Genomic DNA, 24,018 nt, shown 5'->3' on the forward strand with positions numbered 1-24,018 from the left:
TGGCCGGCGGCGGGCGCCACAGGCATCACACAGGCAAGACAAATGACCCAGCGAAAGCGAATCGTGATCGTCGGCAGCGGATTGGCCGGCATGACCCTGGTGCGGGAAATCCGCAAGCGCGACAAGTCGCTCGAGATGCTGCTTGTGTGCGCCGACGACGGGCACTTCTACTCCAAACCCGGTCTGTCCACCGCCTTTGCCTCGGGCAAGGATGCGACCGGGCTGGTGCTGACCCGCGCCGCAAAGCTCGAACAGGATCTTTCCATCGTGATCCTCGCCGGACGACGGGTGCTGGGTATCGACGCCTCGTCCCGAACGCTGGCGCTCGATGGTTGCAAGCTCGACTACGATGAACTCGTGCTCGCGGTCGGGGCCTCGCAGATGCGACTGCCCCTGGCGGGCAATGGCGTGGCCGACGTGATCAGCGTGAATACGTTGGATGAATACGCACGGTTGCGTCAGCGCCTTGACGGCAAGCGCCGGGTGGCCATCGTCGGTGCCGGACTGATCGGGTGTGAATTTGCCAATGACCTTTGTCTGGGCGGTTTTCAGGTGTCGCTCTACGACATGGCGGAACAGCCGCTCGAGCGCTTGCTGCCGCCCTTTGCTGCCCGGTCGATGGCAGAGCGGCTCACGGCCGCAGGCGTGGACCTGCACATGGCGACGCAGCTGGCGGCCATCGAACATGTGGGCGAGGGCTACCGGCTGAGTACGGCCAGCGGCGACGTTGCCGAATTCGATCTTGTGATCAGTGCCATCGGGCTCGTCCCCAATCTTGAACTTGCCCGTTCGGCGGGGATCAAGACCCACCGCGGCATCGTTGCGGATGCGTTTCTCGGCACTTCCGATCCGCATATCCACGCGCTGGGCGACTGTGTCGAGGCGGATGGTCAAGTCCTCCCGTACGTGATGCCGATCATGCAGCAGGCCAAAACGCTGGCCGGCACACTGACCGGACATGCCGAGGCGCTGGTGTATCCGGTGATGCCCATCGTGGTGAAGACGCCGGCGTGTCCGACCGTCATCTGCCCGCCCCCGTCTGGCGTGCCGGGCACATGGCAGGTGGACGCCAGTGATCCAGGCAGTGCGGATCTGCGTGCGCTCTATCTTGGCCCGGATGGCGCACTGGCGGGATTTGTCCTTCAGGGCGCGATGACCCGCGAGCGGCAGATGCTTGTCACCCGTATCCAGTCCGGCGTCCCCACGCCCGCCACGGCCTAGAAGCCGTGCAAGCGCTGCCGCCGCGGTCGCGTTGTTGCTGAAGTCGCGCTGAGCGGCTGTCAGATCGCTGTCGGCCAGCGTGTGCCCTTGCCGGTTCGCGGCTTCAGAGCGCTGTGGTGAATGCCAGCGCCGGGTCATCACGCCTGCCTGCCGAACGCGCCCGTGCGTTCTGCTGGCCGTTCCGGCTCGAGTCCCACCGCCATTTTCGTGGCAGCCCTGTCGGCCATGGGGCCGAGCCAGCTGTTCCGCTTGAAAATCGCACCATCTGACTCTGGCGCAATCGAGCAAGACGTGGTGAAGTGACGGCCATTGCGCTTACGCAGGGTTCATCGGCGGCGCCACCGGCGGCCGATCAGCTCACACGTGCCCGTGGCCGCCGAGTGGCACCCCGAATCAGCGCCAACCGCCACACGTCCCCCAAGCAGGACTCTGATCGCAATCGGAGGCGGTTTCGCCCCGATGCGCTGCTGATCCTGCGACAAACAACAAGATTGGTTTTCAGATGAGTTTAATGAGCCGCCACGGGATCGTGCCTTCAGACACCGCCAAGGGTTTTCTGGCTGCACTTGTGGTCGTTGCGTGCTGGACCGGATTCAATCTCGTTTCGCGGTTTGGATCGACGGCCTCCTTTACCCCGTTCGATCTTGCGGCGCTGCGCTACGGTGTGTCGGCCACACTGACCCTGCCGTTCTTTTTCAGGTATGTCCCGATCCGCGACTGGCCCCGCCATGCGGTGCTGGCAACGTTCGCCGGCCTCGGCTACGGCATCTTCGTGTACTCAGGATTTTCCTATGCCCCCGCGGCGCACGCGGGGCTTTTCGTCAATGGCGGCATCCCGTTCTGGACGGTCGTGATCGCCGCTGTCCTGGCCGGTTTCCACATCGCACGCCAGACCCTTCTGGCCTTGCTCCTGTCGAGCTCCGGGCTCGTTCTGATCGGCTTCCACAGCCTGGCCGCGCCGGCGGTTGCCGGGCAATGGATCGGGGATGTCCTGTTTCTTGCGGCCGCCCTGTGCTGGGCGATCTTCGGGCTGTTGATGCGCCGATGGGGCATCAAGCCCCAGCACTGCATTCTCGGCATCGCCGCGTTCTCGGTCGTCACCTACATGCCCGTGTATCTGCTCTGGTTGCCCAGTGAGCTGGCCAGCGCGAGTTGGGGCGCCATTGCGCTTCAAGCGGTCTATCAAGGCATCGTGGCCGCCTTGTTGGCTGCGGGCATGTACAGTTACGCGAGCCAGAAGATCGGTGCCTGTGAAGCGTCCATGATGCTGGCGCTGGTGCCCGCGCTGACCGCGATCGGTGGTTTCTTCATCCTGGACGAAGCACTGAGCCTGGTGACGGGCATTGGTGTCGTGATCGTGTCGCTGGGGGCCTTGCTGGGCGCCATGCCGTCCAATACGCTCCAGCGCTTCGCCTCGCGCAGGTATCGCTGACGCGCCCCCCGGATCGCCTGCGTTCTAGGCTGTCGTGGCACCTTCACGGCTCGGCGGAACGATCGGCACGACATTGTCGGCCGCATTGACCACGCGTCTGACATGACAACGCTGTGAGTAGATGTCGGCGATTACCACACCGTCGGCGCTGCGGGCCATCTGGATGTGATGATCCATGCGCCCGTCAGGGTTTGCCAGCTCATGCAGGTGCAGGACGAGTCGGGCGCCGGGATTGGCGTTTCCGTGGAACAGGATGTGGCGTTCGGTCGTACTCAGGTGGTGGGCCGCACGACCGAACCAGCGTGACTCGGCCTGATCTGCAAACTCGTGGAAACGTGCAAAGTACATGAAACCCGCGCCATTGAAGTGGGCGCTGGGGTTGGTGTCCAGGAGTTGCGGCGCAAAGCTGTGGGCATGAGCATGCGCCGATTCCGGGCGCGGCTTTTTCTGCGAACGCTGCCTGTTCAAGTCAGCGAAGCGCGCGCCGTCGCCGAGTTCGGGAAGGCCGTCGAAGCCGGGGACCGCGCTGCGTACCGCGGAGGTGTTGTCGTCCGCGCGCTCGCGGGCGACAAACACCGACTGCATCTCCAGCGTAGCAATGATCTCGTTCCCGCAGGCAATCACATGCTTGCTGTAGCACTGGGTGCGGCTGATGCGGCCGATCCGGCTGTCGAGCGAAAGGAGATCGCCCTCGCCAACCCGCTCAAGGGCGGCCTGCCGCAACCGGATGGCACGAAACGCCGCATACACACGTCGCCCCCGGCCATCGCGCAGATTCACCACCGGCTGGCCGCAGGCCTCCGCCAGCAGTTGCCAGTGGCGATCACCACATTCGGCCAGAAGCCAGCTCTCCGACAGGCCGTTGAGACCCAGTTGCGGCATGCCCACCCGTACCCGGGCCGGCAGGGTGGCCGGTCGTGTGTCAGGGGGGCTCCAGGCTGAGAAGGCGGCATCGAACATGGTGATCTCCCCAGGGCGATCAGACGGCTGCCGCAACAGCGGCGTCGGCCGGTCGGACGCTGGCCAGGCGCTCGGCGATCACCTCGGCGAGGTAGGCTGAATCCTCGGCCACGCCGAGGAAGCGACCCGAGCCCCAAGTGTTGAGCCACGGCAGCCCGAGGAAGTAAAGCCCCTCCACCGGCGAGACGCCGCGGGTGAATTTCGGCCGACCGCGCCCATCGAAGGTGGGCAGGTCGATCCAGCGGTAGTCCGGGCGAAAGCCGATGGCCCACACGATGCTCGTGATCCCGGCCGCATCGCAATCGAGGGACGTGGGGTCGGACTCGGGCGCCCAGACCTTGGCGAACGGCGGCTCTTCCGGCGCGTCGATGCCCTTGTCGGCGATGAACTTGTCGATGTCCCGGCGAATACTCACGTACACCTCGTCGGCGTCGTCCAGGTTCTTGCTCAGGTCGGGCAGAAATTCAAGCCGGCTACTCTGGATGTTGGCCATCGAGCCATACAGCTTCACGCCTTCGAGGGCGAAGCGGCGCAGATCGATCTCGTGACCGCCGTCGCGCCCGGTCATGTAATGGTTGGTCTTCTCGCGGGCGGCTTCGCCGAGCGGGTGACGGTCGATGGTGAGCTCGTAGTAGCGCATGTCCCACAGCCACTCGGTGGCGTCCTTGCCCCGGTACTTGCGGGGCGAGCGCGGGGCCGGGCCCACACACAGGTGCACCTTGCGCCCGGCCAGGTGCAGGTCTTCCATCAACTGCACGCCGGATTGCCCGGAGCCGACCACCAGCACTTCGCCCTCGGGCAGCTGCGCCGGATTGCGGTAGTCCCGCGAGTGGATCTGCTGGATGTGAGCCGGCAGGCTGGCCGCATAGTCCGGCACGATGGGGATGTCGTAACCGCCGGTGCAGATGGCCACCTGGTCGGCCTCGAAACGCCCCGCGCTGGTCGCCACGTCGAAGCGTCCCGACGCCGACCGGCTCACCTGCTGGACCGACACGCCCTCGACGATGGGTGGCTCGAAGCTTCGTGCGAAGGCCTCGACGTAATCCACGATCTCGTCCTTGAGCATGTAGCCGGTCGGATCATCGCCGGCATACGGAAAGTCCGGCAGCTGACATTGCCAGTTCGGCGTCACCAGGCAGAAACTGTCCCAGCGTTCATGCTTCCAGGAATGGGCGACACGACGCTTTTCGAACACGATATGGTCGATGCCCTGTTGCTTGAGGCGATAGCTCAAGGACAGCCCGGCCTGGCCGCCGCCGATGATCAGTACCGGGTAATGGGTGCGCGAGAGTAGTTCTGTCGATTGGGGGAATAGGGTATTCATGGGAAATCCTCTGTGTTGCGGGGTTGGGGGGCGGCGCTCAGCGGGCGCCGGGCTTGAAGCCTTCGACGAGGACTTCACTTTCCGAGGGGTCGAAGTCCTCGGCGCGCGTTCTGATGCGCGCGAGCTGATCCATGGCACTGGAGCAGTAGAAACCGTACTTGGCCTTGACCCGTTCGCTGGCTTCGCCCAGGGCGCTCTCGCAGCGCTGGACGAAATCACCCACCGGGTAGCGGCCACCGGCATCGAGGTGATCCTGGATGACCAGCGAGGGGGAGTAGCAGCGTTCCTGCTGGCCATCGGGCCAACGGACGTCGAAGTAGATCTCAGGCATGTTGAAACTCCGTGATTGGGGTTGTGGTTTTAAGCAGGTCGAGATAGGCGGCTTCATGCGCGTGTGCGCAGTCACTCCACAGGTGGTGCGCCGCCACCTGGTGGCCCGCTTCGATCAGTTGCTGGCGGGTGGCCGGGATGAGCGCGCGGCACATGGCGGTGGCAATCGAGTCCGGGTCGTGCGGATCGACCCAGAGGCAGTCCGTGTCGCCGAGAAAATCGGTGAAGGGCGCCATGCCCGAGACCAGGGTGGGGACCCCGCAGGCCATGGCCTCGATGATCGCCAGCCCGAAACCCTCGATCAGAGAGGCGAACACCAGCGCGTCGGCAAGACGGTAGGCCGCAGGCATCTCGTCATCGGCCAGCACGCCGGCGAGAATCACCTCGATCCCCGCTGTCAGGCCGGCCTGGGCGAGCGCGGCATCGAAATCCCGGCGGTAGCGATCATGGTCGAGCAGGCTGGCGCCGCCCACGATGAGCAGTTGAGCGTCGGGTACGCCGTGTCTGAGCCGGGCAAAGGCACGCAGCGCGCCGATGGTGTTCTTGCGCGCCTCGATACCGCCGACCATCAGAAAGATCGGCCCGCGGCCCAGCCCCAGGCGGTGACGCAGGCGAACATCCATCTCGGTCGGCTGCGGATTGAAGCGGGACAGATCCACGCCATTGCCCACCAGCGTTGAAGCGCGGCCGAAACGCTGCAGCAGCGTGTCCTGCCAGGTGGGGCTGACCGTCAGCAGGCGATCCGCATGATCGATGCAACGTGCCTCCCAGGCATCGACCCGGGCATCCCCGAAGGAGGTTTCCAGGTGGTGGACCGTGCGCAGGTAGCCGGCCACCGTGCCGGCCCGGCGCAAGGCCAGCAGCGCGTTGGCGCCGATGCCGTCGTGGGCATGGAACACGTCGAAATCGGCATGTCCCGGTTGCGAGAACCAATCCACGAACCCGCGGATGCGGGCCTCGACCACCGCGCTGAGCGACGCTGGAGCGACCTCGCAGGGCACGAAACGTGTCGCACACGAAGTCCCGCGAAAGAAGCGTGAGCCGGCCGCCGCAGGCGCGTGGATGGTCACCGCATGGCCGCGCGCCATGAGTGCTTCGCCCAGCGACAGGCAATGCACCACCCCGCCGCGCGGGTTCACCGAATGGGTCAGCAGGGCGATACGCAAGGGGCGCTCACACATGGCAGACCTCCCGGTGCGCGGGGGCTTCGACCCCCATCAGGGGAGACTGCGTCAGATCCCAGAAAGTCGCCTGCTCGGCAACACCCGCGGCGTTGGTGCGCACCTGCAGGCGACGGCTGGCGTCGAAGTGCCCGATGCCGGCCGCCGTAATGTCCCGCGTTGCGAAATGCGCGACCAGATCGCTCACCTGCTCGGGGCGGCAGGCCAGCAGGTAGCCGAAACTCGGAAAACTTCTGAGCCAGCGGGCGAGGGGCACACCGTGCGGCTGTGGAACGGCATCCAGGTCGAGCTGCAGGCCGACGCCGGAGCACTCCATGAACATGAGCGCCGTGCCCAGCAGGCCAGCCTGACTGATGTCCTTGGCGCCGTGGGCCAGCCCACGCTCCGCCGCGATCGGCAGCAGCTCGAGGTCGCCGCACATGCGTCCGGCCGGAGCCGAGGTGGCCGCATCCCAGTTGTCGAAGGGCTCGCGATACGCACCGCGCAGGTCGATGGCTGCCACCAGGGCATCCCCCGGCCGCGCCGCAAAGCTGGTGAGCAAGGTGTTCGCTTCACCCACGATGGCCACCGCCAGCTGGGTCTGCGTCGTACGCAGGTTGCTGTGGCCGCCCACGATGGGCACGCCCAGCGCGCGGGCTGCGTCGTCCAGGCCCTTCATCACGGCGGCGGCATGGGCATCGCCATCGCTCCACAGGGCATCGACCACCGCCAGGGCGCGGCCGCCCATGGCGGCGATGTCGGAGACGTTGACCATGACGCCACACCAGCCGGCGAACCAGGCATCGTGGGCGACGAACTCGTTCATGAAACCTTCGATGGCGAACAACAGGTGACTGTCGCCACGCGGGAGGGCCGCGCAATCGTCCCCCAGCCAGGCCGCCGCGCCCGGCACATGTGGCACCGACACATGACGCAGCAGCGTCTCGATGTCGCGCTTGTGCGCCAGGCCCTTATGGGCACGCATTTCAGTCATCAGGGCGTCGAGCGTCATGATCGCCCCCGATGCACGTGCACCCGCAGCGGCTCATCCGGTGCAAAGGCCGGGTAATGCGCGAGGTCGGCCGACATGACGTGGTGCGGCTGACCGTGCAGCTCGGTGCTGCCCAGGCTGTGCCAATGCAGTCGCTGGAACATGCGCACATTGGCGGCCTGCACCTGGGCGATGAAACGCTTGCAGCCGAAGGTGTGGGCACTGCGTACGGCAAGCTGGATGAGCGCTGCGCCGATCACGCCGACCCGGCGGAACTCGCTCGCCACCGCGAGGCGAGAGCCTTGCCAGGTGCCGGGCTCGCATTGATGGATGCGCACCGTGCCGACCACCGGGCGATCACCCGGCGGCGTGGCATCCGTTGCCGGATAAGCCACCAGCGTCAGCGCGTGGGGATCGATGGCGTCGGTGTCGTCGCCGTCGAAAAGCCCCTGCTCGTGGCAGAACACGGCGCGACGCAGTTGCTGCGCAGCGGCTTTCCCCGCCGCATCGGCGTGCACGATCCGATAGTCGCGCGGCACCAGCAGACGCAGGTTTTCGGGCAGCGGCGCGTTCATGCCCGGGCCTCGTAGCTGGCCAGTGCGGAGCAGGCGCCGCATTTGCCGCAGCCGGCCTTCATGCCCGCCCCGGACAGGCCGGCGCCCCGGATGAGCCCGGCCAGCGGCCGCAGCAGTTCATCCATGAAGGTGCTGTCGGGGGCGGGGTGATCTTCCAGCGGCGTGCCGGAGATGGGTACGAAAGGCACCACAAAGGGATACACGCCCATGTTCACCAGCCGGGCGCAGGTCTCGAGAATCGCATCCCGGGTATCGCCCAGGCCAGCAAGGATGTAGGTGGACACCTGGCCGCGGCCGAACGTCTCCACCGCCGCGGCAAAGGCCTCGTCATAGCGGGCCAGTGAGACCGTGGCCTTGCCCGGCATCAGGCGTGTGCGCAGTGCCGGCGTGACGATTTCCAGATGCAGGCCCACGCTGTCGACGCCGGCCTCACGGACCCGGCGGAACCAGGCGAAGTCTTCCGGCGGTTCGAACTGGGCCTGCAGCGGCAGATCCACCGCCGCGCGAATGGCCTCGGCGCTCTCGCACATCACCTTGGCGCCCCGGTCGGCGGTCGGCGGCGTGCCGGTGGTCATGACCATGTGACGCACGCCGTCGAGCAGCACGGCGGCACGGGCGACCTCGGCCAGTTGCTCCGGGCTCTTGTGGGCCACCGTGCGCCCGGCCGCGAGTGACTGGCCGATGCTGCAGAACTGGCAGCTCTTGGTGCGGCTCTGATAGCGGATGCACTGTTGCAGCACCGTGGTGGCCAGCACGTCGGTGCCGTGCAGGGTGGCGATGTGGCTGTAGGGCACACCGTCGAGGGTTTGCAGTCGGTAGAAGCGCGGCTTGCGGGCGAACTCCACCTTTGCGATGGTGACCCCGTCGCGCCGGATCGTGGCCTGCCCGTCGGCGTTGGGCACCGAGGCCAGGTAGGGCGAATTGTGGGCGCTGCTGGTGTGCACCGGCACCATGACGGGCCGGCCGTCCACCACCACCGCAGCATGGTCCGAGGGGCCGGCGCCACCGCGCCGGCTGTGAATGTCCGCTGCCACGCCTTCCAGGCGAAAGCCGCGGCTTTGCAGGTCAGAGATGAGGTGCTGCGAGGCAGCCGGGCTCGTCATGGTCATCGTGTGCTCCCGTGGGGTTGGGCATCTCGGCGTCGCCGAGCGCATGCAGCGGGGCCTTGGTGGCCAGGTCGGCATGCAGGGACAGGAGTTCGGGCCGGGCGTAGTGACCGACCGAATCCATCATGCGTTTTCGTTTGGTGATGAGGGCCATGTCCAGGTCGGCCACGAGCATGCCCTCGCCCTCGGTGAGGGGCGGGCACACGTAGTTGCCTTCCGGTGAGACGATGGCGGTATGGCAGCCGCCGCGCAGTGCGCGCTGCATGGCCGGGTCGGGGGTAATCGACTCGATCTGGGCATCGGTGAGCCAGCCGGTGGCGTTGACCACGAAGCAGCCGGACTCGAGCGCATGGTGACGGATGGTCACCGCCATCTGGTCGGCAAAGATCTGGCCGACCATCGAACCGGGAAACTGCGCAGCATGGATTTCCTCATGCTGGGCCATGAGGGCATAGCGGGCGAGCGGGTTGTAGTGCTCCCAGCAGGCCAGGGCGCCGACGCGGCCGACGGCGGTATCGACCACCTTGAGGCCGCTGCCGTCGCCCTGTCCCCACACCATGCGCTCATGGTAGGTGGGGGTGATCTTGCGACGCTTGAGCACCAGTTCGCCCGTCGCATCGAAGATCAGCTGGGTGTTGTAGAGCGTGCCATGGTCACGCTCATTGACCCCCAGCACGACGACGGTGCCGGCCTTGCGCGCGGCATTGCCCACGGCCCGGGTCACCGGCCCGGGGACGGTCACCGCCCACTCGTACAGCTTCAGATGCGCGGCGCCCATGGTGACCGCGGGCTGGATGAACGAGAAGTACGGGTAGTAGGGCACGAAGGTCTCCGGGAAGACCACCATGTGCGCGCCTTTCTGCCCGGCCTCCGTGATGGCCAGGCAGACCTTGTCCACCGTGCCCATCGCAGACTCGAGATCCGGTGCCATCTGCACGGCGGCAACGCGGACGGTTCGGGAGGTCGTCATGCGGGGTCTCCTCGATCCGTCAGAGGGTCCAGGTGTTGACCACGAACGCGTTGTCGCGCTTGTGGAGCAACTGAAGGTCCATCACATCGAGGGGGCTGATCGGTACGATGCCCGGGATCAGTGAGGGCTCGCCATGGCCGTACAGGGCTTGCAGGCCGAAGCGGCATGCATACACCTTGCCGCCTTCTTCGATGAACTTGGCGATCTGCTTGTTCATGGCCAGGTGGCCGGGGAAGGCCTCGTCGCCCAGGCGGGGGAAGCCACGCTGCAGGCCCAGGGTGACGCCCGGACCGTACAGCAGGATGGTGGTGTCGAAGCCCTTGCGCAGCAGACGCGTGGCCTGCAGCAAATTGACCAGGCCGATCGAGCCCTCGAAGGCCACGGTGTGAAAGGTGACCAGCGCTTTCTGGCCGGGTTCGGCTTTTACGTCTTCAAAGACCTTGTCTTCGTAATCGACAAAGAAGTCGCCATCGGCATGAGGGGCTTGAGTGACTGCGGGCATGTTGTTGCTCCTTGATGTGTTGGGGGGCGCACTTCGCGTCGCAGCCCCGGCCGGAAGACCGGAACGTTTCAGCGTGGTGCGCAGCATCAATTGAGCAATCAATGTGCCAGCCATTGTATTTTTATTGTATGCATACAAGTAATCGCGCGTGCGACGGCGCATTCAGCGTTCTGGTGCCCGCGTGGGGTGCCTCATCATCAGGATTTGCAAGAGAATTCCGCGCACAGGAAGCGTGCGGCGAGGAGGTGAATTGCACGCATTAAGTGCGATTTTTGTATGCATACAATCGGCGGGTCGTGCGCGATGTGATCCGGCTTTCCGGGGCCGAAACAAGGGGGCTCGGCGCCGGATGGCGCTGACCGAAGCAGTCAGGGAATCGAGGGGGAAATCGAACGGATCACGACCATGCCCGCGCCACCGACCCGGCGGTGCTCAGACGATGGAAGAGTAGATTGCCGGTGGGTGGGACAGGGCCGAGCCAACCAGCTCCATGGCGTGGCGGACATCATCGCGGCTGGCCACACCGCCCAGGCAGATGCGCACCGCTTCGACTGCCGTGCCACTGACCAGGAACGCGTCGCTGGTGACCACGCCGATACCGCTCGAGCGCAGGTGCGCCGCAAAGCTCACCCGGCTCCAGCCCTCGGGCAGCGGCAGCCAAAGGTGAAAGCCTTCTTCCGAGGCCAGATAGTCCGCAGCGCCGAGCACCTCGCGGGCAATCCGTTGGCGCTCGACCGACTCTCCACGGATGAACTGCACCAGAGCGTCCGCCGTACCATCGGCGATCCATTCGGTCGCAATGGCCATGGAGATGGGCGGCGCCATGACCGATACCGCCCGCAATGCCGCACTCAACCGGGGCAACTGGCGTACATCGGGCGCCGCCAGATAGGCGATGCGCAGCCCCGCGCCGAGCGTCTTCGACAGGCCGCCGACGTAGTAGGTGATGTCCGGCGCCAGCGCATGGAAACTGGGTGGGGCGTCGGTCAGCAACAGACTGTAGGGGTCGTCCTCAATGATCGGCACCCCGTAACGTCGCGCGACCTCGATGAGCGATTCGCGACGCTCCAGCGGGACGGTGACCGTAGTGGGGTTCTGGAGGGTGGGGTTCAGATACAGGGCCGCTGGCGCATGGTCCCGGCAGGCCGCCTCGAATGCCTCGGGTGTGACGCCTTGCGCATCACAGGTCAGGCCCAGCAGGCTGATTGAATGCAGCGCGGCCAGCGCACGGGCACCGGGGTAGGTGATGTTCTCGCAGCAGATGCGCCCGCCATGCCCGGCCAGCAGCGCGAACAAGGCGTTGAGCGCACTGTGGGTGCCCGGGCAGATCAACACCTTGTTGAGCGCACTGCGAACGCCTCGCCGCGCGAGCCATTGAACCGCCATGTCCCGATCCTCGGGGCTGCCGCCGAAGGTCTGGTAGCGCAGCATGCCGCGAATGTCGGTGCACAGGCGCTTCATGCCCGATTCCATCCGGGCCAGCAGCTCGGTCGAATCCGGCTCCGGTGGCAGGTTCATGGACAAGTCGATCACCGCCGGCCGGGCGATGTCGCGCTGGATATGCGGGGCTGCGCTGGGGCGCACGAAGGTGCCCCGTCCCACCCGCGCCTCGATCAGCCCTCTGCGCTGCGCCTCGGCGTACGCACGGCTGATGGTCGTGAAGTTGTAGCCGAGCGCATCGGCCAGCTTGCGCTGTGGCGGCAAGGCGGCATTCGCCTTGAGCCGCCCGGCCCGGATGTCATCGGCAATTGCCTCGGCGATCGCGATGTAGGCAGGTCGATCCTTGGCAATGGACGTGGGCGTCCAGGACAGCGGGCGGTTGGGCATGTTGTGCAACGGGCGTTGTTTCTGGTGACCGCACTATTGTACGCATTCAATGCCGTCAAATTGTTCGCGTCCCGTTTGTCCACCCATCCGGCACGGTGTAATCGGAGAATGCCTCGCATGCCGCGGCCAGGTCTTGATCGGCCCTCAGCTGAAAAGCATCGAAGCCGACCTGATGCAGGAACCAGAGTTGGTCACGGAGGATGTCACCGGTGGCCCGCAGCTCTCCGCGATAGCCGATGCGCTCCCGCAGCAGGCGGGCCATGGAATACCCCCTGCCGTCCGTAAAAACGGGAAACTCGATCGCGATCAGTCCGAGACCTTCAATCCGGGCGGCGAGCGCGCCGATGTCATCCTCGGGCTCCAGCCAGACCCCGATATCGCGGTGCGTCGTGACTGACGCTTCCCGCCAGGCAAGCCATTGATCGACGCTGACGCAGGCCGGCGTCGCCGGATCTGCGGTCGCTCCGCGCTCGATTCGGGCGCGGGTGTCTTCGAACGTTCCCTCAAGCGTGAGAATGCTTGCCATCCCTGCCTCCATAAACAGCTGCTTTGAACGGTTCGTGTCCCAGGCGCTCGACCGTGTGGATGAAGGCTTCCTCGGGGGCTCGGTGTTCGCGGTACACCTTGATCACGCGCTCGATCGCCACGGGCACCTGGTCCGCGGGCAAGGCGGGACCCATGATTTTTCCGATGGCGGGCTCGCCATCCGGATGTCCGCCGAGCGTGACCTGGAAGAACTCCTGGCCATTCTTGTCGACGCCGAGGACGCCCAGGTGGCCGACGTGATGATGGCCGCAGGCGTTGACGCATCCCGAGATGTTGAGGCTCAGTGCCCCGGTTGCCTGCAGATCATCGTCCTGGTCGAAACGTCGCTGGATGGCTTCGGCCAGTGGCAGAGACCTGGCATTGGCGAGGTTGCAGAAATCACCCCCCGGACAGCACACGAGATCAGTTGCCGTGCCGACGTTGGGGGTTGCCAGCCGCGCGTCCAGTGCGGCCGACCACAGCGCATGCAGGTCGCGGGTCAGAACATGCGGAAGCACGAGATTCTGGTCATGCGAGACGCGGATCTCGCCCCGGCTGAAACGATCGGCCAGATCGGCCACCCGATCCATCTGGTCTGCCGTCGCGTCGCCGGGGGGCGTCCCGGTCCGCTTCAGTGACAGGGTGACGATGCTGTGTCCCAAGGCCTTGTGGGCCGAGGTATTTCTGTTGGCCCACCCCGCAAACGCATCATCGAAGATCCGCGTGAGCGCGGCGTCATCCGGCACCGGGGCGTGCACGTCGCACGCGGGCGCCTGAAAGTGGGCGCTGACCGCTTCGATTCGGGCATCGCTGAGGGTTGCGGGGCCATCGCGCAGGCACATCCATTCGTGCTCCACCTCGCGTGCAAAGGCGGCAACGCCCAGTTCCTTGACGAGAATCTTGATGCGCGACTTGTACTTCTTGTCGCGCCGGCCGAATCGGTTGTAGGTCCGCATGATGGCGTCGACATAGGTGAGCAATTCCCGATGCGGCAGAAACGCCCGGACACATTGGCCGACCATGGGCGTACGCCCCAGTCCGCCACCCACGAACACCTCGAAACCAACCTCGCCCTCAGCGCTGTGTACCGCCCTGAGCCCGATGTCGTGAAACCGTACGGCCGCTCGGTCCACCTGGCTACCCGTGATCGCGACCTTGAACTTCCTGGGCAGAAAGCTGTATTCGGGCGACAGGGTCGACCATTGGCGAAGAATCTCGCAGTACGGTCTCGGGTCGAGCACTTCGTCCCTGGCCACGCCCGCGAAATGATCCGTCGTGATGTTGCGGATGCAGTTCCCGGACGTCTGGATGGCGTGCATGTCGACCGCGGCCAGTGCGTCGAGAATGTCCGGCACTTCCTCGAGACGCACCCAGTTGAACTGGATATTGCATCGCGTGGTGAAGTGCCCATAGCCACGGTCGAAATCGCGCGCAATGGTGGCGAGCGCTCTCATCTGACGCGAGGACAGGGTGCCGTACGGAATGGCGACACGCAGCATGGGCGCATGCCGCTGGATATAGAGCCCGTTCTGAAGGCGCAGCGGGCGAAAGTCGTCTTCGGACATCTGGCCGCTCAGGTACCGCAGCATCTGGTCCCTGAACCGCGTCACCCGCTGGCGCAAGAAGCGCTTTTCGTTTTCGTCGTATTGATACATTGAGGTTCTCGCCGTTCAGGGCAGCAGGAAAATGGATTTCTCGGTGAGGCTCACGGGCGTTTCATCCGTGCTGTGCACCTGGAACGCAATGGGCTGTGCCCCATGGCGTGTTTCGTCGGCAGCCATGCTGACCCCCAGGGGCACGGACGACACTTCGCCGGCAGGCAAGAGGATGTGCGTGTCGCCTTCAATGCGCATGTCGCCCGGACCGACAATACTCACAACGACCATGCGCGGCGTTTCGAGCATGTTGGCGATCTTCAGGATGTAGGGGTTTTCGATGCGGCCATCGCTCGTTTCATGCATCAGGGCTCGGCGGTCGCGCAGCACATCCACCTGCAGCGGGACGCGGTTCGCCAGCAGCACCATGGCGGCCACAAAGCACACGATCAACGCACTGGCGTAGGTCGTGACTCGCGGGCGCAGGGCTCCGCCAAACGCAGGTTTACCGCCACCACGCACAGGGGCCTGCAGGGTGCGCTCGGAGGCAAACCGGATCAGCCCCGTGGGTGCCTTGACGCGCGTCATCACCTCATCGCAGGCGTCGGCGCACAGGCCGCAATTGATGCACTCGTACTGCAGCCCCTTGCGAATGTCGATGCCGGTCGGGCAGACCTGAACACACAGGCTGCAATCCACACAGTCGCCCCGCGGGCCCGTGCTGTCTTTACCGTGCTGCGCGCCTTTCGCGCCACGCGGCTCGCCACGGCGCGCGTCGTAACTGATGGTGCGGGTATCCGCATCGATCATCACGCCCTGGAACCGCGCATACGGGCACATATGGAGGCACACCATCTCGCGCGCGAAGCCGGCCATGACATAGGTGAACACGGCGTAGAAAAACACCCAGAAACCTTCCCACGGCCCCAGTGACCCGCTTGCGAGGTCGGCGAGCAATTGGCGAATGGGCGAGAAGTAGCCCACGAAGGTAATCCCGGTCCACAGGGCAATCAGGCCCCAGGTCAGATGCTTGCCCGTCTTGCGTGCGATCTTTGCGGTGCTCGCGGCACTGCTGTCCAGACGCATTCGCGACAGGTGATCGCCTTCAAATCGGGCCTCGACCCAGCGGAAGATGGCCGAATAGACGGTCTGGGGACAGGTGAAGCCGCAGAACATGCGTCCGGCCAGCGCCGTGACCATGAACAGGCCGCTGGCCGCGCCGATCAGCGCCAGCGTCAGCAGCATGGCGTCCTGGGGCCACAACACCAGCCCGAAGACATAGAACTTGCGCTCGGCGATATCGAACAGAAGTGCCTGGCGACCGTCCCACTGCAGCCAGCACGTGGCATAGAAGATGATCTGGGTGACCCAGACCATGGACCACCGCCAGGTGTTGAAACGCCCGGTGACCGAACGTGGGTGGATTCGCCCGGTGCGTTCATAGAACGACACCCGGGCCGCAAGGGCTTTCGATGATTCACTGCTCATGACGTGCTCCGATCGCAACCTGCACCGCGCGGACGCGGGTGATCAGGGCGATGGACGCAGTACATCACCTCAGCGACTTGGATAACAGTCGCAGTTTTTTAACTATTTGAGCATAACAGTTTGAACGATGGCCGCCAGGCGACTGATGGCCGCGTCAATGTCCGGGCCCCAGGGGTGGCCATAGTTCAGCCGGATACAGTGGCCGTATTCCCGCTTTGCCGAGAAGATCGGGCCCGGCGCAATACTGATGCCTTCGTCCAGCGCCATGCGGTGAACCGCCAGGGCATCGGTGCCGGCGGGCAGCTCGACCCACAGGAAATAGCCGCCTTGCGGACAGCTCAGGCGAGTGCCCGGGGGAAACCGCGCTTCAATGGCGCGAACCATGTCCGTCTGCTGGTGCTCCAGGCGGGCGCGAAGGCGCCTCAGGTGGGGTTCGAGTTCGCCGTGTTTGAGAAACTCGGCGAGCGCAATCTGCACGGGGATGGTTGTTGCCAGACTGGCCGACAGCTTCAGCCGCTGAATTCGTTGCGCGTACCGCCCCGCAGCGACCCAACCCAGGCGATAGCCAGGCGCCAGACTCTTCGAAAAGCTGGACACATTCATGACGAGCCCGGTCTGGTCCATCGACTTGATGGCCAGCGGGCAGCGCGAATCGAAGTGCAGGTCGGCATACGTGTCGTCTTCGATCAAGGGCACGTCGTGGTTCCGGAGCAAATCGATCAGCGCCTTGCGATGCTCGTCCGGCACCAATGCGCCCAGCGGATGCTGAAAGTTCAGCATGAACACGCAGGCCTTGACGGGATGGTGTCGGAGCGCATCCGCAAGGGCCGGCAGACTGACGCCGTCGCGCGGATGCGTCGGTATCTCGATCACCTTCAGCCCACGACGCTCGGCCATCTGCAAGGTCGCATGGAAGGTCGGCGACTCGAGTGCAATCAGGTCCCCCGGCTGGGTGCACGCTTCCAGACACAGGTTCAGCGCTTCCATGGCGCCGTTGGTGATGACGATTTCATCAACCGGCACCGCCACGCCACGCTCGAGGTAGCGTTTCGCCAATTCCCGGCGCAGTTCCGTATTGCCCGGCGGCAGATCCGTGACCGTCGCCCGTGGGTCCAGATGGCGCGCCGCGCGTGCCAGCCGGCTCCCCAGCTTCTTGAGCGGATAGAGGTCCGGGCTGGCGAAACTCGAGCCCAGCGGGACAACCGCCGGGTTCTTCACCGCAGCCAGAATTTCAAAAATGAACTCGCTGACCTTGAGCGAGGTTGACGCGCCCACAGGCCGCGTCATCTCGGGCTCGGCCAGCATGGACCCCAGTTGCGGCCGGACGTAATACCCCGATTGAGGCCGGGCCTCGATCAGCCCGCGGCGCTCAAGCAGGTAATACGCTTTGAGTACCGTCGACGGACTGATGCGCTTCGTTTCGCACGACTTCCGCACCGAAGGCAAGCGATCACCCGCGCGAAGAACGCCGCGGCTGATGTGCGTCTCGATCTCGGCGGCAAGCTGTTCGTAGAGATTCATGCCGCCGAGTGTATGTCTGACTTGCCGATAAGTGTTGATTGGCTGGTACGCCGCGTTCCACGGCAAGACGATGCCCGACGATTGTCGAATCGAGAGGCTGTTCGATTAGTCCAAGCTTCTGGGTTGTTTGGTGGTAACTCGTCGGCCTGAACAGCCGTCGGGGCATTACGATCAATCGGGCCGCGACAGGGTCGATATCTTCCTCTCCGACCGGAACATCGGGAACGAAGGGTTTCGTTTTAGCGAAGGCGAACGCGCGACCCGTAGTCGGCGGTGAGAACTCTGTCGGGCGGATTGATGGCGATGGCGACCTTCCCTCGTGCGCGTCCGAGCGCCATGTGTTCGATGGCCTCGGCACCCCGTTCCAGACTGAAGACCCTGTCCACGGGCGGGCGGATCGCCCCGGTTTCAATCAGGCCGCAGAGGGCCTGCAGATCAGCTTGCTGTACGGTGGAGACCAGCGGAAAGAGCCGGTGCCGGGACAGAAACGGATTCAGGCACCAAGCCGCCAGGGGGCGTCTCAGCCCTACGGTCCACGGACTGCCACGCTCTCCGCCGACCAGAATCAAGATGCCGCGCTCATCGAGCAAGCACCGCAATTCTGAAAGCGACCGGTTGTCCCCGATGTTGATGACGACAGGAAAGCGACGCGGAAGGGTTTGTCGCCCGAATTGGGTGTAATCAAACACATGATGCGCGCCAAGCCCGAGCACGTAATCTGCTTTGGCCTGACTGCACACGGCGCTGACCTGTGCCCCCAAATGGCGGGCGATCTGTACAGCATAGGAACCCACGCCACCAGATGCGCCCAGAATGAGCACGTCCTGTCCCGGGAGGATGGGTGCCGCCCGCCGGAGTGCCTGGTGGGCGGTGACCCCTGACATGGCGCAGACCGACGCACCCAGGGCATCCAGGTTTCCGGGGCGCACGACCATCTGATCTGCCTCGGCGAGGGCCAGTTCCGCATAAGCGCCTTTCCCGAGACCGAATACTTCATCGCCCACACGAAGATGGCGAACCTGTCGACCCACCTCGATCACCTGCCCGGAGAGGTCGATGCCCGGGATGGGATGGCGTGGTCGCCTGAGACCCATGGCCAGCCGAAGCGGATAAGGGGTGCCATTGAGCATGTGCCAGACCGCCCGGTCAACGCCTGCTGCATGAACCCGCACCAGCACCTGGCGTGGCCCGGGTGGCGGCGGGCGCTGCACATGGCTCACCGTCAGCGCGCGCGCGTCCCCGTAAGTCCTCTGCAGAATGGCCCGCATGTCGAATACCTCAGTCGATGCTCATTGTGGGTGGCCGGGGGCACAGCGGGTTCAGGGCAAAGCGCGTTTCCATGACCGCGGGTGGGGGAAGGTTCAGGTTCAATACCAAGGTCGGCATGCCTGTCCAGCTGTAAAGGTAGCTGGCTCCACCCGTTTCAGGACTGCGACGGTGCATGTCGTAACGGCCGTAGCGAGCATCGAGCTGCTGTTGAACTTCCTGCTGCTGCCTGCGATTCTTGGCCGCAGGGAACGTGCGGGTGATGGCGATCACCTGCCATGACTGTTGCCCGGAAGCGTTGGGCAGAAGACTCAATGTGACGCGGGTGGGATTGCCCCCTGCCGAGGTGAACTGTCCGATCAGGCTGTGGCCCCCGCATGCGGCCTCGACCCGGTCCAGACGCCTCAGCAGGTGGTGATCGAACTTGCCCTGGGCGAGACCGGATGCAATGTCGTCTAAGCGACCCTTGTAGAGCGCCTCCAGTTTCTGACGTTGGCGTCCCGACAGCGGTCGGGCCGTTGTGCTGGGGATTTCATCCCATTTCATACTGCTCAGGCTTTTGGCTCCATCGCCCAGACAGATCTTGTCAACGCAAGGCATGGGCTCGGGCGAAGCCGCCATGGCCAGTTGAGCGCTCATGTTCATCGCGATGACCGGGGCGGCGATCATCAGCAGTCCCAGCCTCACCGGAAAATGCTCTTCAGGTCGTTGATGGCGCCGCGCAGGTCACGGGCTGTTGTACTGGCCTCGTGGGCCGCATCGCGCACATCACGGGCACTCGTGGCACTTCCCGACGCGGGCTGCTCTGTTTCAGCCTGTTGAGGTTGGGTCGTTACGCAAGCTGACAGGGCAAGGGCGATACAGACGATGGGGGTGATCAATGGCGTTTTCATGATTTCTCCAGAATGGGGAACGAGGAGAACGCACTATAGGGGGCGAATTCTTTGCGAATTCTTGGGGGTGGCACCCTGAGGTTGAAGGGCGAGCGAGCCATCTATCCGGAGTCGATGAACCCGGTTCATCCATTGGTGGATACCGGAGGTAATGCAAAGAAATCCCAAAGGATTGGGCATGTACAGTCGGGCCAACTCGATACCCGATCCATATGAAGGTGATTTGCATGACAAGAAAACCAGTCGCATTCGTCTGTGCCGTTTTGTGGCCAGCGCTCAGCTTCGCGCTCCCGATCGTTCACACGTCGGATTTCATTGATGATGCCGCCCGTAGCCATTTCAACAGTTTTGAAAACATTTCCAGCACCAATGGCATGTATGACGGTGGTTCTGGGCCTTACGTCGAGGATGGCATTCGCGTTGAGCAGATCAATGGTGACGCGGGTGACAGCATCCTCGTGAACTACGACCCCGGTGGTCGTGACGGTCAGTACAGTTGGTACCCCATCGGGGGCGACCGGGGCTACACCCAGATCAGTCTGGTCAGCGGACTGGATTTCGATGACCTAGGCTTTTTGATTGGAAGTGGTTTCATCCCCACGCGAGGCGCGGCATATTACGAGCTATGGAATGACGGTGCACGGATCCTGTCCGGTTCGGTCAGTCACCAAAGCGCATTCCACTATCTTGGATTCGAAGGGGGCGGCTTTGACACCATACGGCTCTGGGATGGCGCGAATGGATCCAGCGTGGCCATCAATGCCCTTTTTCTCGATGCCATCGAAACGCGTGCCCCCGTGCCTGGCGTGCCGGAGCCCGAGACTGTCTCCATGCTGGGGCTCGGTTTGCTGGTCCTGGGGGCGAAACACTATCGTCGCGCGTCGCGGAAAGTCGATTCGTCCGAATGAGCAGAGTCGGATGCCCGCAGGGCGGGGTGGAGCCCCGTCCCGGCCGACACATCGTTTGTTTGTCGGTCACGCGCGGTCAGAAGGCTCGTAGACAGTCATGCATCTATTGCTGATAGAAGACGATCTCGACCTGGGTGCCGCCCTGCAGCGGGCCTTGATGGGTCACGGGTACGCATGCACCTGGGTCAGAAGCGTCAAGGATGCGCGCTCGCAGGTCCAGGCATTCGAACAGTTTGCCTGTCTGGTGCTGGATCTGGGGCTGCCTGATGGCGAGGGACTGGAGGTGCTTCGTGCCTGGCGGCGGGATGGTGTCGTAGTGCCAGTGATCGTCCTGACCGCGCGCGATGCCGTGGCCTCAAAGGTCTCCGGCCTGGATGCTGGCGCGGACGATTACGTCATCAAGCCCGTGGCCCCGGAGGAACTGGCCTCTCGCATCAGAGCCGTCACCCGGCGCGCGGCGGGGCAGTCATCTTCAGCGTGGTCATTCGGATCGATGCGTATCCACATCGGCCGACGTGAGGTCAGCCAGAATGACGTGCCCATCCCGCTCTCTCCCAAGGAATTCCAGATCATCGAAGCGTTGGCGCGGCATGCCGGACAAGTGGTCACCAAGCACCGCATGGCCGAGTTGCTTCAGCCCTATGGGGACCCCCTCGCGTTCAGTACCCTGGACTGGCACATACACAATCTGCGCCGCAAGCTTGGCGCGGGCACGATCCAGACCGTGCGCGGCGTTGGTTACTTTCTGGGCGAATGAAAGCGCCATCGCTCTCGAAGGTTCTGGTGGTGACGGTACTGCTGGGTAGCGTTCTGGTCTGGGTGGCCATTTACGGTGTGGGTCTCGCGCTCATGTACTGGCCGGCTTCCGGCGGGTTCGACAAGCAGATGCGGATATTTGCGGACGGGTTGGCCCAGGTCTCGGAGCAGGATCTGGACCAGGACGCACTGCAGCAATCCATGCTGGGCATCAATCTTGTCATCTCCCGGTTTGCCGGCGATACCCCTCACAACGATGCCGTTGGCTTCAACCTTTGGCGTGCTGACGGCCAATGGGCGGCGGGCAGTCCCAATGTGCCGCGACAACGGGCGAGTTCGCCGGGAACGGAAGGTTTTTTTGACGCCACCCTGGAGGGGGAAGACTACCGGGGGTTTGTTCGCTGGACCGCGAATCGGGTGTACCAGATCGAGGTCTTGCACACGGCGAGGGGACGCCGGACGGACTTCAATGCAGTGATGCTCAGCCCTGTCAGCATTGTTGCCCCTCTTCTGGTGGGATTGCCCATGCTGTTGCTGCCGGTGTTGTTCGTGGTGCGCTGCGGGTTGAAACCCCTGAAGAAGTTCTCGGAAGCATTGTCTGCTCGAAAGCCGGACGACCTTACGCCCATCCAGACCGGTGATCTGGTGTCGGAACTGAGGCCGGTGGTGGAGGAAGTGAACGGAACTCTGGGTCGGCTGGATGCCCTCCTGAAGCGGGAGCGGGATTTCCTCGCCGACGCCGCCCACGAGTTGCGCACCCCTCTTGCGGTCGTGAGTGCCCAGGCCGACGAGGTACTGCGGGCCGTCTCACCCGAGGCCCGGACCGAGGCTGCCGCGGTACTCAAGGCGGGTCTGGGCCGCGCCAATCGGCTGGTGAACCAGCTGCTGACCCTGGCACGACTGGAAGCCCAGGCCGACATGGAAGCAACTGATGACGATGCGGCCGATATCGTTCGGGAGTGTCTCGCCGCCTATGCCCAGGAGGCCCGCACCAGATCGATTGAACTCATCTATCAGGGGCCCGATCACCTCGCTGTGGGACGGGCTGGCCATCTTTTCGAAGGCATCGTCGGAAATCTGGTGGCCAATGCCATCCGGTATGGCCACGCAGGCGGCCAGGTACTTGTTCGAATGGAACCCTCTTGCGACGGAGAAACCTGGACCCTGTCGGTCAGCGATGACGGACCGGGTATTCCGCTGGAAGATCGGGAACGCATATTCGAGCGGTTTCGGCGGGGCAGTCAATTGGGGGCTGCGGGCTCCGGCCTCGGTCTAGCCATCGTCGCTTCCGCTGCACGTCAGGCCGGGGCCGAAATCGAACTCGGGGCTGGACTGGAAGCCCGCGGGTTGAGCGTGCGGGTCTCCTGGCCGGCAAAACCCTGTCCGCGGCCGTGAGCAAATCCAGGCGTCGGGCGACGTCATCCACACGCATCGGTTTCGTTTCGCCCTCGAGCTCAGGCCGGCGCGTTGATCGCCATCTGGCATCAGAACTCCAATGAACACAGACCCTGCCGAAGGATCGGTCGACGCCCTCCAACCAATTCGCCCTCCATCATCGACATAAGTCATGTTGGTCCCCGGGCCACCTTCAAGACGGCTGGGTTGTTGTCGGGGAATGGGTCTCCGACAGGCCGCTCCGGGGCGAGCTCAAGACGCCTAGTCGGCGGTTGGCAGATCCAGGCGCTCTCCGGGTGGCGAGGCTTCGGCCGGCCCGGGAGTTCAGTCGTGTGGGGGTGATGTCTCTGGCCGACCCGAAGCGGATCTTCAACGTTCTAATCAATGCACCCAGCGCTGGGACCAGTCGATCGGTTCGGCGCAGGTGGCTTTGAGCGTGTCGATGGCTTGCGCCAGAAATGGGGAGCGGTTTTCGCGCGAGTAGACGAGATAGACCGGGTATGAAAACTCGGGTGCCCCCTCCACCCGTGTCAGTTCGCCCGTTTGCAGGTAGTGCTCGACCACGCGAGTTCTGAAGTAGCCACGGCCGCCATGCTGGAGCAGATACTGGAGGGCGAGGGGGCCGAGGTTGAAGCTCAGGGCCGACCGGGTCTGCTGGGGCAGGGCGATGTCGTGCTGGTGGCGAAACTCCGGGCCCCAGTCGACATAGATGTAGGGTTCGTCACCCTGCGTCGCCCTGACCTGGATCAGCTTTTCCTCAAGCAGTTGTTCAACCTGTATCCCCGGCCGGTACACCGGCTGGAACACCAGCGCGGCATCCAGTTCGCCCTCGGCCACTTTCACCTGCAGCGCTTCTCCATCACCTGATTCGACGCGAATCGCCTGGGACGGCGCCACGTCGCGCAGGCGCACGGCCCACGCAAAGAGCATGGGGTTGGAGAGGGTGACCTCGCCGCCGAACGCGAACAGGGTTTCATGGCCTTGCGGAAGGGGGAGGTCGCGCAGGGTGGCCTCCCAAACCTGCATCAGGCGTGCCGCGTGCCCGAGAAAGCGCTCGCCGTTGGCGGTCATGCTCGCGCCGTGCCGGCTGCGCACGAAGAGGATGCAGCCGAGCATGGATTCCAGGTTCTGGATACGCGCCGTCACGGTGGTCTGGGTCACGTGCAGTTGCTCCGCGGCGGCCACGAAGCTGCCGCAGCGGACCACCTCGATAAAAGTTTTTGCCAGCGTAATGTCCACAACCGCGCTCCACGCTTGATGTATTTGATTTTTC

At 64.3% G+C, this 24,018-nt stretch carries 23 protein-coding genes; 5 read left to right on the top strand and 18 right to left on the bottom strand.

Translation table 11 applies throughout. From position 1 onward, the window contains the following. Positions 1-42: 42 nt before the first annotated feature. Together J0W34_RS04335 and J0W34_RS04340 are read left to right on the top strand one after the other, a co-directional pair. The gene (locus tag J0W34_RS04335) at positions 43-1,221 is read left to right on the top strand and encodes an NAD(P)/FAD-dependent oxidoreductase (RefSeq protein WP_230970832.1); all 1,179 of its coding nucleotides are present in this window, start codon (positions 43-45) and stop codon (positions 1,219-1,221) included. 529 nt (positions 1,222-1,750) lie between these two features. Continuing rightward, complete coding sequence (locus J0W34_RS04340) at positions 1,751-2,653, top strand: DMT family transporter (protein ID WP_230970833.1); 903 nt, start codon at positions 1,751-1,753, stop codon at positions 2,651-2,653. A 24-nt stretch (positions 2,654-2,677) separates the two neighbouring features. Here the strand turns inward: J0W34_RS04340 and J0W34_RS04345 are convergent, their stop codons facing one another. The 17 genes from J0W34_RS04345 to J0W34_RS04425 form a co-directional block, all read right to left on the bottom strand. Further along, a complete protein-coding gene (locus tag J0W34_RS04345; RefSeq protein WP_230970834.1) occupies positions 2,678-3,613 on the bottom strand; it encodes a Pnap_2097 family protein in 936 nt (311 codons plus the stop codon). A gap of 19 nt (positions 3,614-3,632) precedes the next feature. Then, a complete protein-coding gene (locus J0W34_RS04350; protein WP_230970835.1) occupies positions 3,633-4,937 on the bottom strand; it encodes an MSMEG_0569 family flavin-dependent oxidoreductase in 1,305 nt (434 codons plus the stop codon). A gap of 37 nt (positions 4,938-4,974) precedes the next feature. Further along, the gene (locus J0W34_RS04355) at positions 4,975-5,268 is read right to left on the bottom strand and encodes an MSMEG_0570 family nitrogen starvation response protein (RefSeq protein WP_230970836.1); all 294 of its coding nucleotides are present in this window, start codon (positions 5,266-5,268) and stop codon (positions 4,975-4,977) included. Next, positions 5,261-6,448 carry an MSMEG_0565 family glycosyltransferase gene (locus tag J0W34_RS04360; RefSeq protein WP_230970837.1) on the bottom strand — a complete coding sequence of 396 codons (1,188 nt, stop codon included), beginning with the start codon at positions 6,446-6,448 and terminating at the stop codon, positions 5,261-5,263. Before J0W34_RS04360 ends, J0W34_RS04355 begins: the two co-directional genes overlap by 8 nt. Then, positions 6,441-7,439, bottom strand: coding sequence for a sll0787 family AIR synthase-like protein (locus J0W34_RS04365; protein WP_230970838.1), 999 nt, complete (start codon positions 7,437-7,439; stop codon positions 6,441-6,443). The genes J0W34_RS04360 and J0W34_RS04365 overlap by 8 nt, the downstream gene beginning before the upstream one ends. Further along, on the bottom strand, positions 7,436-7,993 hold the full coding sequence (locus J0W34_RS04370; protein ID WP_230970839.1) for an MSMEG_0567/Sll0786 family nitrogen starvation N-acetyltransferase: 558 nt from the start codon (positions 7,991-7,993) through the stop codon (positions 7,436-7,438). The genes J0W34_RS04365 and J0W34_RS04370 overlap by 4 nt, the downstream gene beginning before the upstream one ends. Then, complete coding sequence (locus J0W34_RS04375; RefSeq protein WP_230970840.1) at positions 7,990-9,102, bottom strand: MSMEG_0568 family radical SAM protein; 1,113 nt, start codon at positions 9,100-9,102, stop codon at positions 7,990-7,992. Before J0W34_RS04375 ends, J0W34_RS04370 begins: the two co-directional genes overlap by 4 nt. Beyond that, positions 9,059-10,069 (bottom strand): Nit6803 family nitrilase, encoded by a 1,011-nt coding sequence (locus J0W34_RS04380; protein ID WP_230970841.1) that lies wholly within the window; start codon positions 10,067-10,069, stop codon positions 9,059-9,061. Before J0W34_RS04380 ends, J0W34_RS04375 begins: the two co-directional genes overlap by 44 nt. A gap of 19 nt (positions 10,070-10,088) precedes the next feature. Further along, positions 10,089-10,571, bottom strand: coding sequence for an MSMEG_0572/Sll0783 family nitrogen starvation response protein (locus tag J0W34_RS04385; protein ID WP_230970842.1), 483 nt, complete (start codon positions 10,569-10,571; stop codon positions 10,089-10,091). Positions 10,572-11,003: 432 nt separating this feature from the next. After that, positions 11,004-12,398 carry an aminotransferase-like domain-containing protein gene (locus J0W34_RS04390; protein WP_230970843.1) on the bottom strand — a complete coding sequence of 465 codons (1,395 nt, stop codon included), beginning with the start codon at positions 12,396-12,398 and terminating at the stop codon, positions 11,004-11,006. A gap of 55 nt (positions 12,399-12,453) precedes the next feature. Further along, positions 12,454-12,924 (bottom strand): DUF934 domain-containing protein, encoded by a 471-nt coding sequence (locus J0W34_RS04395; protein ID WP_230970844.1) that lies wholly within the window; start codon positions 12,922-12,924, stop codon positions 12,454-12,456. Next, entirely contained in the window at positions 12,902-14,578 is a 1,677-nt protein-coding gene (locus tag J0W34_RS04400) for a nitrite/sulfite reductase (RefSeq protein ID WP_230970845.1), read from the bottom strand. The genes J0W34_RS04395 and J0W34_RS04400 overlap by 23 nt, the downstream gene beginning before the upstream one ends. A 15-nt stretch (positions 14,579-14,593) precedes the next feature. Then, the gene (ccoG, locus tag J0W34_RS04405; protein WP_230970846.1) at positions 14,594-16,006 is read right to left on the bottom strand and encodes a cytochrome c oxidase accessory protein CcoG; all 1,413 of its coding nucleotides are present in this window, start codon (positions 16,004-16,006) and stop codon (positions 14,594-14,596) included. A 102-nt stretch (positions 16,007-16,108) separates the two neighbouring features. After that, the gene (locus J0W34_RS04410; protein WP_230970847.1) at positions 16,109-17,527 is read right to left on the bottom strand and encodes an aminotransferase-like domain-containing protein; all 1,419 of its coding nucleotides are present in this window, start codon (positions 17,525-17,527) and stop codon (positions 16,109-16,111) included. 239 nt (positions 17,528-17,766) lie between these two features. Continuing rightward, complete coding sequence (locus tag J0W34_RS04415) at positions 17,767-18,795, bottom strand: NAD(P)-dependent alcohol dehydrogenase (protein WP_230970848.1); 1,029 nt, start codon at positions 18,793-18,795, stop codon at positions 17,767-17,769. A 10-nt stretch (positions 18,796-18,805) separates the two neighbouring features. Beyond that, a complete protein-coding gene (locus J0W34_RS04420; RefSeq protein WP_230970849.1) occupies positions 18,806-19,462 on the bottom strand; it encodes a hypothetical protein in 657 nt (218 codons plus the stop codon). A 14-nt stretch (positions 19,463-19,476) separates the two neighbouring features. Continuing rightward, positions 19,477-19,686: a hypothetical protein gene (locus tag J0W34_RS04425; protein WP_230970850.1), complete on the bottom strand. Its 210-nt coding sequence runs from the start codon at positions 19,684-19,686 to the stop codon at positions 19,477-19,479. Between the two features lie 212 nt (positions 19,687-19,898). On the opposite strand from J0W34_RS04425, the gene J0W34_RS04430 reads away from it, so the two are divergent. The 3 genes from J0W34_RS04430 (at position 19,899) to J0W34_RS04440 (ending at position 22,745) form a co-directional block, all read left to right on the top strand. Then, the gene (locus J0W34_RS04430; protein WP_230970851.1) at positions 19,899-20,594 is read left to right on the top strand and encodes a PEP-CTERM sorting domain-containing protein; all 696 of its coding nucleotides are present in this window, start codon (positions 19,899-19,901) and stop codon (positions 20,592-20,594) included. A gap of 97 nt (positions 20,595-20,691) precedes the next feature. Continuing rightward, complete coding sequence (locus J0W34_RS04435; RefSeq protein WP_230970852.1) at positions 20,692-21,351, top strand: response regulator; 660 nt, start codon at positions 20,692-20,694, stop codon at positions 21,349-21,351. Further along, positions 21,348-22,745 (top strand): ATP-binding protein, encoded by a 1,398-nt coding sequence (locus J0W34_RS04440; protein ID WP_230970853.1) that lies wholly within the window; start codon positions 21,348-21,350, stop codon positions 22,743-22,745. Before J0W34_RS04435 ends, J0W34_RS04440 begins: the two co-directional genes overlap by 4 nt. Before the next feature lie 381 nt (positions 22,746-23,126). Here the strand turns inward: J0W34_RS04440 and J0W34_RS04445 are convergent, their stop codons facing one another. Further along, positions 23,127-23,984, bottom strand: coding sequence for a LysR family transcriptional regulator (locus J0W34_RS04445; RefSeq protein ID WP_227815776.1), 858 nt, complete (start codon positions 23,982-23,984; stop codon positions 23,127-23,129). Positions 23,985-24,018 lie beyond the last annotated feature (34 nt).

The sequence above is a fragment of the Nitrogeniibacter aestuarii genome (assembly GCF_017309585.1).
Lineage (GTDB): Bacteria > Pseudomonadota > Gammaproteobacteria > Burkholderiales > Rhodocyclaceae > Nitrogeniibacter > Nitrogeniibacter aestuarii.

Coding starts and splice junctions, on each gene's coding strand:
- J0W34_RS04385 (WP_230970842.1), bottom strand. CDS start 10,571: ATGCCCGCAGTCACTCAAGCCCCTCATGCCGATGGCGACTTCTTTGTC.
- J0W34_RS04370 (WP_230970839.1), bottom strand. CDS start 7,993: ATGAACGCGCCGCTGCCCGAAAACCTGCGTCTGCTGGTGCCGCGCGAC.
- J0W34_RS04380 (WP_230970841.1), bottom strand. CDS start 10,069: ATGACGACCTCCCGAACCGTCCGCGTTGCCGCCGTGCAGATGGCACCG.
- J0W34_RS04425 (WP_230970850.1), bottom strand. CDS start 19,686: ATGAAAACGCCATTGATCACCCCCATCGTCTGTATCGCCCTTGCCCTG.
- J0W34_RS04375 (WP_230970840.1), bottom strand. CDS start 9,102: ATGACCATGACGAGCCCGGCTGCCTCGCAGCACCTCATCTCTGACCTG.
- ccoG (WP_230970846.1), bottom strand. CDS start 16,006: ATGAGCAGTGAATCATCGAAAGCCCTTGCGGCCCGGGTGTCGTTCTAT.
- J0W34_RS04345 (WP_230970834.1), bottom strand. CDS start 3,613: ATGTTCGATGCCGCCTTCTCAGCCTGGAGCCCCCCTGACACACGACCG.
- J0W34_RS04435 (WP_230970852.1), top strand. CDS start 20,692: ATGCATCTATTGCTGATAGAAGACGATCTCGACCTGGGTGCCGCCCTG.
- J0W34_RS04410 (WP_230970847.1), bottom strand. CDS start 17,527: ATGAATCTCTACGAACAGCTTGCCGCCGAGATCGAGACGCACATCAGC.
- J0W34_RS04390 (WP_230970843.1), bottom strand. CDS start 12,398: ATGCCCAACCGCCCGCTGTCCTGGACGCCCACGTCCATTGCCAAGGAT.
- J0W34_RS04440 (WP_230970853.1), top strand. CDS start 21,348: ATGAAAGCGCCATCGCTCTCGAAGGTTCTGGTGGTGACGGTACTGCTG.
- J0W34_RS04420 (WP_230970849.1), bottom strand. CDS start 19,462: ATGATCGCCGCCCCGGTCATCGCGATGAACATGAGCGCTCAACTGGCC.
- J0W34_RS04365 (WP_230970838.1), bottom strand. CDS start 7,439: ATGACGCTCGACGCCCTGATGACTGAAATGCGTGCCCATAAGGGCCTG.
- J0W34_RS04335 (WP_230970832.1), top strand. CDS start 43: ATGACCCAGCGAAAGCGAATCGTGATCGTCGGCAGCGGATTGGCCGGC.
- J0W34_RS04400 (WP_230970845.1), bottom strand. CDS start 14,578: ATGTATCAATACGACGAAAACGAAAAGCGCTTCTTGCGCCAGCGGGTG.
- J0W34_RS04415 (WP_230970848.1), bottom strand. CDS start 18,795: ATGCGGGCCATTCTGCAGAGGACTTACGGGGACGCGCGCGCGCTGACG.
- J0W34_RS04360 (WP_230970837.1), bottom strand. CDS start 6,448: ATGTGTGAGCGCCCCTTGCGTATCGCCCTGCTGACCCATTCGGTGAAC.
- J0W34_RS04355 (WP_230970836.1), bottom strand. CDS start 5,268: ATGCCTGAGATCTACTTCGACGTCCGTTGGCCCGATGGCCAGCAGGAA.
- J0W34_RS04430 (WP_230970851.1), top strand. CDS start 19,899: ATGAAGGTGATTTGCATGACAAGAAAACCAGTCGCATTCGTCTGTGCC.
- J0W34_RS04395 (WP_230970844.1), bottom strand. CDS start 12,924: ATGGCAAGCATTCTCACGCTTGAGGGAACGTTCGAAGACACCCGCGCC.
- J0W34_RS04350 (WP_230970835.1), bottom strand. CDS start 4,937: ATGAATACCCTATTCCCCCAATCGACAGAACTACTCTCGCGCACCCAT.